Source organism: Halomonas sp. LS-001 (assembly GCF_052983955.1).
The window spans coordinates 3,526,620-3,539,659 of record NZ_CM129816.1 but is presented as its reverse complement, the minus strand read 5'-3'; the positions used below and the strand labels follow the sequence as shown (position 1 = coordinate 3,539,659).

General features: G+C 55.0%; 14 protein-coding genes. 8 read left to right on the top strand and 6 right to left on the bottom strand.

Features of this window, described 5'->3' with window-relative positions:
* The first annotated feature begins 1 nt into the window (after position 1).
* From urtC to urtE, 3 genes are read left to right on the top strand one after another with little or no spacing between them, the layout of a single operon-like run.
* Positions 2–1,147, top strand: a complete 1,146-nt coding sequence (gene urtC / locus ACU6TU_RS15725) for an urea ABC transporter permease subunit UrtC (RefSeq protein ID WP_447142310.1) — start codon at positions 2–4, stop codon at positions 1,145–1,147.
* Positions 1,144–1,980, top strand: a complete 837-nt coding sequence (urtD, locus tag ACU6TU_RS15720) for an urea ABC transporter ATP-binding protein UrtD (protein ID WP_447142309.1) — start codon at positions 1,144–1,146, stop codon at positions 1,978–1,980. Before urtC ends, urtD begins: the two co-directional genes overlap by 4 nt.
* Positions 1,980–2,690, top strand: coding sequence for an urea ABC transporter ATP-binding subunit UrtE (gene urtE, locus ACU6TU_RS15715; RefSeq protein WP_447142308.1), 711 nt, complete (start codon positions 1,980–1,982; stop codon positions 2,688–2,690). Before urtD ends, urtE begins: the two co-directional genes overlap by 1 nt.
* A gap of 16 nt (positions 2,691–2,706) precedes the next feature.
* On the opposite strand, the gene ACU6TU_RS15710 is transcribed toward urtE, so the two are convergent.
* Entirely contained in the window at positions 2,707–3,171 is a 465-nt protein-coding gene (locus ACU6TU_RS15710) for an RES family NAD+ phosphorylase (protein WP_447142307.1), read from the bottom strand.
* Positions 3,168–3,617, bottom strand: coding sequence for a type II RES/Xre toxin-antitoxin system antitoxin (parS, locus tag ACU6TU_RS15705; protein WP_447142306.1), 450 nt, complete (start codon positions 3,615–3,617; stop codon positions 3,168–3,170). The genes ACU6TU_RS15710 and parS overlap by 4 nt, the downstream gene beginning before the upstream one ends.
* 179 nt (positions 3,618–3,796) lie before the next feature.
* On the opposite strand from parS, the gene ACU6TU_RS15700 reads away from it, so the two are divergent.
* Positions 3,797–5,338, top strand: coding sequence for a hypothetical protein (locus ACU6TU_RS15700; protein ID WP_447142305.1), 1,542 nt, complete (start codon positions 3,797–3,799; stop codon positions 5,336–5,338).
* A gap of 189 nt (positions 5,339–5,527) precedes the next feature.
* On the opposite strand, the gene ACU6TU_RS15695 is transcribed toward ACU6TU_RS15700, so the two are convergent.
* The 4 genes from ACU6TU_RS15695 to ACU6TU_RS15680 are packed head-to-tail and all read right to left on the bottom strand — an operon-like array spanning position 5,528 to position 9,311.
* Positions 5,528–6,448: a metal ABC transporter permease gene (locus ACU6TU_RS15695; protein WP_447142304.1), complete on the bottom strand. Its 921-nt coding sequence runs from the start codon at positions 6,446–6,448 to the stop codon at positions 5,528–5,530.
* Positions 6,445–7,539 carry an iron chelate uptake ABC transporter family permease subunit gene (locus tag ACU6TU_RS15690; RefSeq protein ID WP_447142303.1) on the bottom strand — a complete coding sequence of 365 codons (1,095 nt, stop codon included), beginning with the start codon at positions 7,537–7,539 and terminating at the stop codon, positions 6,445–6,447. The genes ACU6TU_RS15695 and ACU6TU_RS15690 overlap by 4 nt, the downstream gene beginning before the upstream one ends.
* 3 nt (positions 7,540–7,542) lie before the next feature.
* Positions 7,543–8,313 (bottom strand): metal ABC transporter ATP-binding protein, encoded by a 771-nt coding sequence (locus ACU6TU_RS15685; RefSeq protein WP_447142302.1) that lies wholly within the window; start codon positions 8,311–8,313, stop codon positions 7,543–7,545.
* 29 nt (positions 8,314–8,342) lie between these two features.
* Positions 8,343–9,311, bottom strand: a complete 969-nt coding sequence (locus ACU6TU_RS15680; RefSeq protein ID WP_447142301.1) for a metal ABC transporter solute-binding protein, Zn/Mn family — start codon at positions 9,309–9,311, stop codon at positions 8,343–8,345.
* A 403-nt stretch (positions 9,312–9,714) separates the two neighbouring features.
* Here ACU6TU_RS15680 and ACU6TU_RS15675 point away from each other — a divergent pair, with 403 nt between their 5' ends.
* Genes ACU6TU_RS15675 through ureC form a run of 4 tightly spaced genes read left to right on the top strand, consistent with a single transcriptional unit; the run spans position 9,715 to position 13,031 of the window.
* Positions 9,715–10,599: an urease accessory protein UreD gene (locus ACU6TU_RS15675; protein WP_447142300.1), complete on the top strand. Its 885-nt coding sequence runs from the start codon at positions 9,715–9,717 to the stop codon at positions 10,597–10,599.
* 43 nt (positions 10,600–10,642) lie between these two features.
* On the top strand, positions 10,643–10,945 hold the full coding sequence (locus tag ACU6TU_RS15670; protein WP_447142299.1) for an urease subunit gamma: 303 nt from the start codon (positions 10,643–10,645) through the stop codon (positions 10,943–10,945).
* A gap of 53 nt (positions 10,946–10,998) precedes the next feature.
* A complete protein-coding gene (locus tag ACU6TU_RS15665) occupies positions 10,999–11,319 on the top strand; it encodes an urease subunit beta (RefSeq protein WP_447144275.1) in 321 nt (106 codons plus the stop codon).
* Positions 11,316–13,031, top strand: coding sequence for an urease subunit alpha (gene ureC / locus ACU6TU_RS15660; protein ID WP_447142298.1), 1,716 nt, complete (start codon positions 11,316–11,318; stop codon positions 13,029–13,031). Before ACU6TU_RS15665 ends, ureC begins: the two co-directional genes overlap by 4 nt.
* The last annotated feature ends 9 nt before the right edge of the window (positions 13,032–13,040 follow it).

Sequence of the window (13,040 nt, the reverse complement as noted above, 5' to 3'; positions counted from 1 at the left end):
CATGATGACGCAATCATCTTCAAGCCAGTTTTGGCTAACCCGCCCGTTTGGCGAACGGGCCACCCAGATATTCCTTGGCGTGCTGTTTGCCGCGCTGCTGCTGGTGACAGTGCTTCACCTGGCGGTGCCGCAAGGTCATCCGCTGCACGTGAACGCCTATACCGTCAACCTGTTCGGTAAATACTTAAGCTACGCGCTGCTGGCCGTGGCGGTGGATCTGGTATGGGGGTATCTGGGCATTCTTAGCCTGGGCCACGGGGCGTTTTTTGCCATTGGCGGCTATGCCATGGGCATGTACCTGATGCGCCAAATTGGTGATCGCGGCACCTACGGCGACCCCATACTGCCGGATTTTATGGTGTTCCTCAGCTGGGATAGCCTCCCCTGGTACTGGCTCGGGTTTGATATGGCCTGGTTTGCGTTTGCCATGGTGCTGCTGGCGCCGGGGTTGCTGGCATTGGTGTTCGGCTTTTTGGCGTTTCGCTCGCGGGTGACGGGGGTGTATCTGTCGATTATTACCCAGGCGCTGACGTTTGCCTTGATGCTGGCGTTCTTCCGCAATGAGATGGGCTTTGGTGGCAACAACGGGCTGACTGATTTCCGCGAACTGCTGGGTTTCAACCTGCGCAGTAACGACACCCGCCTGGGGCTGTTCATTGCCACCGGCGTGGCACTGGCGCTGGGCTATATCCTGTGTCGGGCGATTGTCACCAGCAAGTTAGGCCGGGTGTGTGTGGCAACTCGTGACGCCGAGGCCCGTACGCGTTTTATCGGCTACCGGGTCGAGCGCTTCCAGCTGTTTGTGTTCGTGGTGTCCGCCATGCTGGCGGGCCTGGCTGGCGCGCTTTATGTGCCCCAGGTGGGCATTATCAATCCCAGCGAGTTCTCGCCGATTTTCTCGATTGAAATTGTTCTTTGGGTAGCGCTGGGCGGCCGCGCCACGCTCTATGGGGCGGTCATCGGAGCGATTTTGGTCAACTACGCCAAAACCATTTTCACTGGCGTGATGCCCGATGCCTGGCTGTTTGCCCTGGGGGCGATGTTTGTTCTGGTCACCGTGTTTCTACCCAAAGGCGTGGCGGGACTATTGCTTCACCTAAAACGCCGCAAAAAATCCGATACCTCGCCCAAGGAGGCTACCGCATGAGCTTGTTGCAATCGCTAACCGCGCGGGATCGGGTGTTTGACTTTATGGCCCCGCAGGCATCACCGGTCGATGTGCGCCATGGCCCGATTCTGTATATGGAAGATGTTTCAGTGAGCTTCGATGGCTTCAAGGCGATCAATAACCTGAACCTGACCATTGATGACGGCGAATTGCGCTGCATTATCGGCCCCAACGGGGCCGGTAAAACCACCATGATGGACATCATCACCGGCAAAACGCGCCCCAACCAGGGCAGCGTATGGTTTGGCAGTCGCCATAATCTTCTGCAGATGAATGAACCGGATATCGCCAGCCTGGGGATCGGGCGTAAATTCCAAAAGCCTACGGTATTTGAAGCGCTGAGCGTGTTTGAAAACCTGGAGCTGGCGATGGCCGCTGACAAGCGAATTCTGCCCACACTGACGGCCCGCATGACCGGTGAGATCAAAGATCGCATTGATGAAGTGGTGGAAACCATCGGCCTGACCGAGCTGCGCTTTCAGCCGGCAGGAATTCTCTCCCACGGCCAGAAACAGTGGCTGGAAATTGGCATGCTGTTAATGCAGCGTCCGCGCCTGTTATTGGTGGATGAACCGGTGGCCGGGATGACCGAGCAGGAAATGGAGCGCACTGCAGAGCTTTTAACGGGCCTGGCGGGTAAACAGTCGGTAGTGGTGGTCGAACACGACATGGGCTTTGTACGTTCCATTGCCCGTAAAGTGACGGTCTTGCACCAAGGCAGCGTGCTGGCGGAAGGCAGTATGGATCAGGTTTCAAGTGACCCCAGTGTCGTTGAGGTGTATCTGGGTGCGGATGACGAGGAGGCGGCCTAATGCTGGCGATTGAAAAGCTCAACCAGTTCTACGGAGAAAGCCACACCTTGTGGGACTTGGATCTCGATGTGCCGGAAGGCCAGTGTACCTGCGTGATGGGCCGCAACGGCGTGGGTAAAACCACCTTGATGAAGTCCATTATGGGGGAAGTGGCCGTAAAAAGCGGCCAGCTTCGCTATCACAGCGGCAAAGACGGCGAGATTGAGCTGACCAAAAAAGCCGTTGAAGCACGTTCGCGGTTGGGGATTGGCTTTGTGCCCCAGGGGCGGCAGATTTTTCCGCTGCTCACCGTGGAAGAAAACCTGCGTACCGGCCTGGCAGCGCGCGGTGATGGTCTGAAAAAAATTCCTGAGCGCGTCTATGAGCTGTTTCCCGTGCTCAAAGAGATGAAGCATCGCCGTGGCGGTGATTTATCCGGCGGGCAACAGCAGCAGCTCGCCATCGGTCGTGCGCTGGTGATCGAGCCCAAACTTTTGATTCTCGACGAGCCGGGGGAAGGCATTCAGCCCAATATCGTCGCGCAGATCGGTCAGGTGATTCGCCAGCTGATCAAAGAAGATGGCCTCACGGTACTGCTGGTCGAGCAAAAGCTGCCCTTTGCCCGCAAATACGCTGACCGCTTTGTGATTATGGATCGCGGCCGCCCGGTCGCCAAAGGCGAGATCGCCGAGCTATCCAACGAGCTGATCAAGCAGCACCTGACCGTTTAAGTTATCCACACCCGGTTCAAAGCCTCGGGTCGGGCTGGAAGGGCAGCGCCTCTGCCGTGGTGATGATCTGATCAAACAAGGGATGTGCGGGGTTGAGCATGTAATTGAATTCTCTTGGCACGACCACGCTAGGAATGGCCAGGGCTAAACTCTGGCCGGAATCTAGCCAGCCGTCGCCCAGCTCGGCAGTTTCTGCCGGGGCTGGCGCTTCCCGCCAGTTGTCCGGTAGATCGGCTTCCCCAACACTTAGAATGCTATCGGCTGGCAAGGTCAGGCGCAGCAGCGCATACGCATTGAGCAGCTGATAACTTTCCAGATGCACCATAATTTCAAGCAGCGCCAGCGACTCGGCGCTTGCCACATACACACAGGCGTTACCTGGGCTATTCCAGCGCCCGCCATAAAGGCGTGCGCCTTCGCCATCGAAAGCATTGTCCTGATACTTGCGCTTGATCAAGCGATAAGCCTTGACCTCACTCACGTAGCGACCCCGTGCTCCAGCCGCCCAATCAGGTTCAGCACCGTTTGATACTCGGCCGAGGTGGCGCTCATTTCAACAGGCTTTCGCCCACCCAGCCCGATATTGGGTTTCAGCAGCCAGGCGCGGGCGCCTTCCGCATCATTCTCGAACAGGTCCAGCGCCGCCTTGAAAAGCTCGGCAAAGCGATACAGCCGATCGCTTTCCGCCATCTTGAAGCGCCCCGATTTAGCGCGGCGGCTCAGCGTGGCAGAGGGAATGTCCACGTAGCGCGCCAGTGCCTTCTGCTCAATTCCCGACACTTTGGCCAACCGAGGATAAACACGGTAATCCACGCCTTGATGCAGCAGCTCATGCAACTTACGGCCTCTGGCAGGCAGGCCGATCTGCTGCCAGAAACCTGATGCCAAGGCTTTAGGCGGCTGGTATTGAGTGAAGTGGATATCCATAGCATTTTCTCATTTGATATTTCAATGAACTATCAAATGGTATACCTCTCGGCTGCTCGGACGTCAAGTGAGATGAGCGATAAGGAAGACATTCAGGAATTGCCCTACCGAGAGGCTGATCCTCTTGAGCCAGTCTTTCTTTGGAGTAAACTAATTATAAATTAGTAAAGGAAAGGGATATGGCTCGGGATAATTTCAAGAAAAGAGACATCACCAAGCTGAGCCAACGGGTTGCTTTACGTTGCTCTAATCCTGACTGCCGTGTGCCTACAGCTGCACCAGGGGAAACAGAACTGGGTGTTAATAGTATTGGGGTTGCTGCACATATACATGCAGCCTCTCCAGGTGGGCCACGTTATGACCCCTCAATGACATCGCTAGAGCGGGGGGCTATATCTAATGCGATATGGCTATGTTCCAACTGCTCGATAATTATTGATCGTGATGAAGCCCGTTACACAGCGAAATTACTCAAAGAATGGAAGGCAAAAGCTGAGAAAACAGCAATTAGGGAACAAGGCACAAAGCTGCCTTCCCAAGAAGATGCAATAAATTTAACAACAATGGCTTTGACTGGTCATCCTCAAAAGCTTTTAACAAAAGCAATATCAAATGTCCACACGGCAACTGCCAGAGCGATAGAGAACTCCGATCCAAGGTTTGAAGTCACAACTCACTTCAAGGATGGACGAACTATTTTCGAGTATCGTGCAAAAGAAGATGTCTCTTTCAATTTTGAAGTAAAGGGTGAGGAAGGTGTAGAAATTCTGAGGAAAATGTTTGAAGAAGGGCAAGATGCTAAGTTGCCAGCAAAATATTTTGATACAAAAGGCTTCAGTTTTCCTGGTGTCTCGCCAGATAAGCCAGAGTATGTCGAAATAAGAAAAGATGGTGTGGAAGCTATACATAGAATATGGTTAATAGATCCAGAGACCAAAGTAACAGGGCAGTTTAATGATGTTCATGGGAAGGCATATTTTGGGACAAAAGCTATGCGGTTTAAAGGAGTTGCTTGCTCAGGGCTTTTTGCATTTAGCTACACTCGGCCGATATTAAATACAGGAGAGAATTCCAGTTTCAATATTTCGATAAATTTTGCCCTTTGGGAAGGGAAGGATGTAAGAAAATTACCGTATTTTAATAAAATTAAGGAGTTTTTCGATAGTGTGTTTTACGGTGCAGAGCTACATACATCCTTAGAAATAGATGGTGATACTGCTTTCAAAGCAAATACAGAAAAAATGAGTAAAGAACCTGAGTTTAGTAATGTTGATAGTGTTCTCGTTTTTATAGATAAAGTAAGGGTAATTTCTGAAAAGTTAAACCACGAGATATTATATAAACAAAATTGTTTTCATTCAGAAGAGGAAGTTTTAGAAATTTACGATGCGGCAAGTATTCTGTCGGGTGTACTTGTTAGTCATGAGGAGCCTTTAGAGGATAATTCAAAAATCAGTATAATATTGGATTGTGAAGGTCCTGAAGCTATAGACAAGATGAAGATAGGGTCTTCAATAGATTTAAGGATAGAAGAGGATGGGGGAGTGCTGAAAATTTTTGATGAAGAAGTATCGTTGCCTGATAAAGTTACATATATAAGGTCTGTTTATTTAGATCCATTAGATGATTTGAAGAAAGTTCAAAAAGGTAGTGAGGTTACCTTTGAGTGCCTTCCTGCTAAAGGGCATAAAATTGAATATAAGTATAAGTTAAATGAGTAAAGATTATGGTGTGATGTTGCATAAACTTTGGCTCTTCGACGCTGGGTGTGGAATTCGCCCCCTGAGCTGATTATGCTGCTATCTAAAAATGGCTATCCGCCGGTAACCCATGCCGAAGTTTATCGGGATGTGTTTGAGCAGGCGGAAAACTTCAAACAGCACCGCCTCTAACCTCCGTTGCGCAAAGCCTTAGCGCAACGGGGGCGGCTCTACGGGGGCCTCGCGGGCACGGCGGCGTTTCATGTGCTGGGTGATCACGCCGTAGCGGGGGCCGGCGAGGAAGGCGAGTATCAGGAAAACGCCGGTCATTACCGCCATCATGCCGCCGATAGACACGTTCAGGTAGACGGCGAGGTAGTAGCCGGAAATGCTGGCGGCAATCGAGATGAGCGCGCCGATGATAAACATCATCCACAGGCGGTCGGTGAGCAGGTAGGCGGCTGAAGCAGGCACAATGGCAAAGGCGATAAACAGCACCGCACCGACCGCATCAAAAGCTGCAACGGCAGTGGAGCTGGTGAGCATCAGTAGCACGTAGAACAGGATGGTTGGCATAAAACCAAAGGTTTTTGCCAGCGCCGGGTCGAAGGTGGCAAGTTTCAGCTCTTTGTAGAACAGGCCGATAAACGCGTAGTTAAGCAGCGTCATGATGCTCATCGAGACGAGCGCCTGGGGGATGGGCAGGCCAAACAGGTCGATGGTATCCAGCCAGACGAAACCGATCTCGCCAAGCAGGACGGTGTGGGTATCGATATGCACATCCTGGGCGTAGACATTGAGCAACAGCACGCCGATGGAGAACAGCGCGGGGAAAACCAGACCGATGGCGGCATCCTGTTTTACCCGCTTGGTGTTGGCCAGTGCCTCGGTGAGAAACACGGTCAATAGCCCGGTCAATGCGGCACCTACCAGCTGGACGGGCCCGCTCTGCTGTTTTGTCAGCAACCAGACAATCACGATGCCAAAGACAATCGAGTGGCTAATCGCATCAGTGAGCATACTGTTGCCGCGCAGCACGAGGAAGGTACCCACCGCCGAGGAGGCGATGCCTACCATGGCGCCTACCAGGATAATGGGCAGGGCTGTGTTGGTCAGTAATTCAGCGATCATGTCGCGACCTCCTCAAAGGTGGCGACCACCTGTTTCGCCGCTTTTTCTCCCCGCGACGTTAACGACCATCCGCTGCCACCGTCAGGAGAGCGTACAAGGTAACCCTGGCGTTTAAGTTTGCCCAACACCCTGCGCGCGCCGAAGGTTGCGCGATAGTGTCGGGAGGCGGAAGGATGCTTGTAAAGTGCGTAGAGCAGTTGCTGCTTTTGCAGCGCTTCTTTTTGGCGGTAATGCTTGATGGTGCCCCAGAGCAGGCCACGGCCGGGCGCTAGCGCCAGCGAGATGAGTACAATCGCCGTTGCGGTAAGAATCACCAGCGGGCCAGTTGCCAGGCCGCGGGATAAAGTACTGATGGTGGCCCCGGAAACACCACTGACAATACCGATGCCAGCGGCAATCACCAGCATTCCTCCCAGATGACGGCTCCACTGCCGGGCCGCCGCTGCCGGTGCCACGATCATGGCGGCCATTAATATCACCCCGACCATTTGCAGGCCGACCACGACGGCGAGCGCCACCATGCAGGTAAGCACGGCTTCGATGGCGGTGGTGGGCATGCCGAGCGTGCGGGCGAACTGCGTATCAAAAGTGACCAGCTTGGCCTGTTTCCAGAAGACGGCGAGCAGCGTGAGTGTGACAAGGGTGATACTGCCCATTATCCATAGATCGGAACGCAGCGTTGCGGCGGCCTGGCCAAACAGAAACGCTTCAAGCCCCCCTTGGGAGGCGTTGTTGGTGCCCTGGATATAGGTCAGCAGTACGATGCCGATGGCAAAGAAAATGCTTAGGCAGATCCCGAGCGCCGCATCGGTTTTCAGGCGGCTTTTACGGGTCAGTAACAGCATCGTCAACGCGGCTAGCGAGCCGGTGACCAGCGAGCCAATGATAACGCCGCCGATATCGCGGCTGCCGGTGATGATGAAACTTAAACACACGCCGGGCAGTGCCGCGTGAGAGATGGCGTCGCCGAGCAGGCTTTGACGGCGTAACACCGCAAAACAGCCCAGTGGACCGCTGATCAGCCCTAGCAGAGAGGCACCGATCACCACGTTTTGAAAAGTGTAGTCAGACAGAAGGTCGAGCCACTGCATCAGTTATTTCACCTTGGAAGCAGCGAACATCAGGGAGTCGCTATCGTTCAACAGGGCAATCTGGCCACCGTACGCCTGACGAAGATGATCGATATTAAACACGTCTTCGGCCTTGCCGCTGGCAATCACGCGAACGTTAAGCAGAAGCAGCCAGTCGAAGTAGTTGCGTACGGTTTGCAGGTCATGATGGACAACAATCAGCGTTTTCCCCGCATCGCGCAGGCGACGCAGAATGTCGATAATGGCTCGCTCCGTGGTGGCATCAACCCCGGCCATGGGCTCGTCCAGAAAGTACACATCGGCCTGTTGCACCAGCGCGCGGGCCAGAAATACCCGCTGCTGCTGGCCGCCGGAAAGCTGGCTGATCTGGCGGCCAGCGTAGTCGCTCATTCCCACCATCTCCAGGGCTTCCAGTGACGCCTGACGCTCCTTGCGCCCAGGCCGCCGGAACCACCCCAGGCGACCATAGAGGCCCATGGTGACGACATCCAGCGCGGTGGTAGGGAAATCCCAGTCGACGCTGGAGCGCTGTGGAACATAGCCAACGCGCCTACGCTGCGAGGCGTAGGAGCGTCCATGCACCATGACCTCACCGGAAAGCGACGGCACAAGCCCCAGCAGACTTTTGATCAGCGTACTCTTACCCGCCCCATTCGGACCGACAATGCCTGCCATCACGCCAGTAGGGATATCCAGATTAATATCCCAGAGGACGGGCTGGTTATGATAGCTGACGGTCAGGTTTTGAATACTGAGCGCCGTGTCGGTCGTCATGGGTGTCGCCATTGTTGCGGTGCCTTATCTTAGTGAGTGAGCTTCCACTCGCTGGCCCAATCGTTCATTTCATCGGGAAGCGGTGCCAGCGTACCACCAAGCGCTTCGACAATATGCTGGGTGTTGCGGTAGATCATGCCCATATAAGTGCCATCGACCGTATCCGGGTCGCCCATGGCATCGGAGTAGAGTTCACCGCCGATTTTAACATCCTGGCCACGTTGTTTAGCGGCATCGATCACTGCCTGAACCGTGCGCGGGTTGATGGTGCTCTCGATGAAAAGCGCCGGAACCGCTCGGTCCACCACAATATCTGTCATGTTGCGAATATCAGCAATACCCGTTTCGGTTTCCGTGCTAATGCCCTGTATGCCTTCCACGTCGATATCGTAGGCGCGGCCAAAGTAGCCAAAGGCATCGTGAGCGGTGACCAGAATGCGTTGCTCATCGGGAATGCTGGCAATACTGTCTTTGACCCATTCATGCAGGGCAAGCAACTGAGCCTGATAGCGCTGGGTATTCGCGTCAAACGTCGCGGCGCAGTCGGGGCGCGCTTCACTCAATGCTGCGTTGAGCGTGGGCAGTGTTTGCGACCATAAGGAAACATCCATCCACAGATGGGGGTCAATGCCGTAAACATCCTGCGAGGTAATCAGCGACGCGGGGTCAATCGAGGCGGGGGCCACGGCAAGCGTTGGTGTGCGCTCGGAGAACCTTGCCAGTACGTCACCTAGCTGGCCTTCCAGCGAATAGCCTGAGTAAAAAATCTGCTCGGCATTTCGCAGTGTCGCCACATCGCTGGCGCTTGCCTGATAAAGGTGCGGGTCGACTCCCGGCCCCATCAAGGCGTCAACGTTAACGCATTCACCGCCAATCTCCTGGGCAATGTCGGCAATCATCCCAATGGTTGTGACCACATTAAGCGGTGTCTCGTCGGCGGAGGCGAAATTGCCTAGTGGAAGTAGGCTTGCCAGAGCGATTGCGTATCTTGTTGCCATGATTCCCCCCAGCCGGAATACCAGCTTAAGCGTTAGGTTGCGTCAAATTGAGTTTAGGGTCGATGAGCGTTTGGCCTATGAATGATGAGCCATATAATGAAATGAAATTTATTTGCATTGGGCAAGAAGTATAGCCTTGGCTAAGTTTCTGGCGTTCTGTGTGGAATGTCAAGCCATCCGTCGTATCTTCCAGATTGCCCCGGCCAGCTGGCTGAGTGGGAGAAATGTATATGTGTGCAATCTTGGTGCATTAAGCCTCTGGGCTGTCTTTTTTTGGTGCAAAAAAGTGTAGTGATGATGTTTTTTTTATTTTACACATGAGCTCCGTCAACATTCTCCCCCATTCTGGCGCATTCCTTGCACTTAAAAATGACAGGCTTATTAATAGGAAGTAAATGCGCTCATGATTCTGTGTGAACTTGCGACACCTGCCGCTGGCTCAGGTCACCGTTTTGATGGCGAGCGCCACTGGGCGGCATCTCTGGCACTGCGGTTCGCTAATCGTGACAGCACTACGCGGCTGGTGCAGGCACGCCATCAGGGGCCGCTTCGGGTACAGCGTCCGTTTTACCCGGAAGGCAGCACTGAAGCCTGCCATGTTTACGTGCTGCACCCGCCCGGTGGATTAGTCAGCGGCGATGCGCTGACCATACGCGCCAACATCGAGCGCGATGCCCATGCACTGCTCACCACGCCTGCGGCCAACAAGCTTTATAAAGCCGACAGCCAGGGCGTGGCCTGGAACCAGTATAGCGAACTTAACGTAGAAGATGGCGGCACCCTTGAATGGCTGCCCCAGGAAACGATCGCTTTCGATGGCTCCAAAGGCAGCCAACGCACCCATATTGCGCTACATGGCAGCGCCCGCTGCCTGGGCTGGGAAATCATGGCGCTGGGTCGCCCGGCCAGTGAACTGCCCTACGTGTCAGGCCGTATTGAACAGCATTTTCGCCTGACGCTGGACGGTAAACCGCTGTGGCTGGAGCGCCAACCGTTGGACCCTGCTCACCCGCGTTTTATTGGCCGCTGGGGGCAGGGTGGCGCCACGGTGCAGGCGACGTTATGGGCGGTCGGCCTGGACGATGCCGGTGCGGCGATTGATGAATTACGCGAGGCGCTGCCAGACAACCCACGTTGGGCGGTGACCGTTCGCCACGGCGTACTGCTGCTTCGCTACCTTGGAAACTCCCGAAATGAAGCCTGGGCGCTGTGTGAACAGGCCTGGCACCTGCTGCGCCCGCGCTGGATTGAACGCGAGGCCCACACACCGCGCATATGGTTAACCTGATTCGATGTTCACCTGATTCGATGCTTAGCTGGAGACATGCCCCATGGAACTGACCCCAAGAGACAAAGACAAGCTGCTGCTGTTTTCTGCCGCCCAGCTTGCTGAACGCCGCAAAGCACGCGGCCTGAAACTCAACTATCCCGAAGCCGTCGCGCTGATCAGCTTTGAAATCATTGAAGGTGCCCGGGATGGCAGAAGCGTCGCTGATTTAATGAGCTACGGCCGTGAAATCCTCAGTCGTGATGACGTGATGGAGGGCGTATCGGAAATGGTGGATGAAGTGCAGGTAGAGGCCACGTTCCCGGACGGAACGAAGCTTGTGACCGTTCACGCCCCCATTAACTAATTATCAACAACCAGGAGATCATCATGATTCCCGGCCCAATGTTTTCAGGACCAATGATTCCAGGACAGTATCAGTTAAAAGACGGTGATATTGAGCTTTGCGTGGGCCGCGAACGGATTAGCGTCGAAGTGGCCAACACCGGCGACCGCCCCATTCAGATCGGCTCCCACTACCACTTTGCGGAAGCCAACCCTGCCTTGGTGTTTGATCGCAGCAAAGCCCGTGGCTTTCGCCTGGACGTGGCAGCGGGCACCGCGATTCGCTTTGAGCCTGGTCAGACCCGCGAAGTTACGCTGATTCCGTTTGTTGGCAAGCGCGAAATTTACGGTTTCCGCGGCGAAGTGATGGGCGCGCTCGATGGAGGTAAACAATGAAGCCGGTTAACAAGATCAGTCGTCAGGCCTACGCCGATATGTATGGCCCGACAGTGGGCGACCGCGTGCGCCTGGGCGATACCGAACTGTGGATAGAAGTCGAAAAAGACGCCACCCATTATGGCGACGAGGTGAAGTTTGGCGGCGGCAAGGTGATCCGCGATGGCATGGGACAAAGCCAGCGCCTTGATGCCACGGTAATGGATACGGTGATTACCAATGCGCTGATTTTAGACTGGTGGGGCATTGTTAAAGCCGATGTGGGCCTGAAAAACGGGCGCATTGCGGCGATTGGCAAGGCAGGTAACCCCGACACCCAGCCTGATGTGGAGATTGTGATTGGCCCCGGCACGGAAATCATTGCGGGAGAAGGCAAGATTCTCACCGCCGGTGCTCTGGATGCGCATATCCACTTTGTCTGCCCCCAGTTGGTTGAAGAAGCGCTGATGAGCGGCATTACCACCATGCTGGGGGGTGGCACCGGGCCTGCCACCGGCACCAATGCCACGACCTGCACCCCTGGCGAATGGCATATCGGCAAGATGTTGCAGGCCGTGGATGATATGCCAATGAACATCGGTTTTATGGGCAAAGGTAATGCCAGCCTGCCAGACGCCTTGGAAGCGCAGCTGGAAGCGGGTGCCATGGGCCTGAAGCTGCATGAAGACTGGGGAACGACCCCGGCGGCGATTGATAACTGCCTGGGCGTGGCCGAGCGTTATGACGTCCAGGTCGCCATTCACACCGACACCCTCAACGAATCGGGTTTTGTGGAAGATACCCTGGCGGCGTTTAAAGAGCGCGGCATTCACACCTATCACACCGAGGGGGCAGGCGGTGGCCACGCGCCGGATATCATCACCGCCTGCTCAAAAGCGTACGTGCTGCCGTCTTCCACTAACCCGACGCGGCCTTATACGGTGAATACCATCGACGAACACCTGGATATGTTGATGGTCTGCCACCACCTGGACCCCAACATCCCTGAAGACGTGGCCTTTGCCGACTCACGTATTCGCCGGGAAACCATCGCCGCCGAAGATATTCTCCACGACCTGGGCGTGATCTCGATGATTGCCTCGGACTCGCAGGCTATGGGCCGAGTGGGGGAGTCGATCTGCAGAACCTGGCAAACCGCCCACAAGATGAAGGTGCAACGTGGCCTGTTGCCGGAAGATGAGGCGCTGGGTGCCGATAACTTCCGTGCCAGGCGCTACATCGCCAAGTACACCATCAATCAGGCGTTGACCCACGGCATTGCCCACGAAGTCGGCTCGGTAGAAGTGGGCAAAATGGCCGATCTGGTGCTCTGGAAACCCGCGTTTTTCGGGACCAAACCGGCGATGATTATTAAAGGCGGCATGATTGCAGCAGCACCGATGGGCGACCCTAATGCGTCTATTCCCACGCCACAGCCAGTCCACTACCGCTATATGTTTGGTGCCTTTGGGCGCGCGGCTAGCCAGACCCGGCTCAGCTTTGTCAGCCAGGCGGCGATTGATGCGGGTATCAAAGAGCGCCTTGGTCTGCAAAGCCCTTTGGCGGCCTGTAAAAACGTCCGTGGCGTGCGCAAGACCGACATGAAACTCAACGACGCCTGCCCGGAACTCACCGTTGACCCGCAAACCTATGAAGTGCGCTGCGATGGTGAGTTGCTCACCTGCGAGCCTGCCACTGAACTGCCGCTGGCGCAGCGCTACCACTTGTTCTGATAAAGGAGC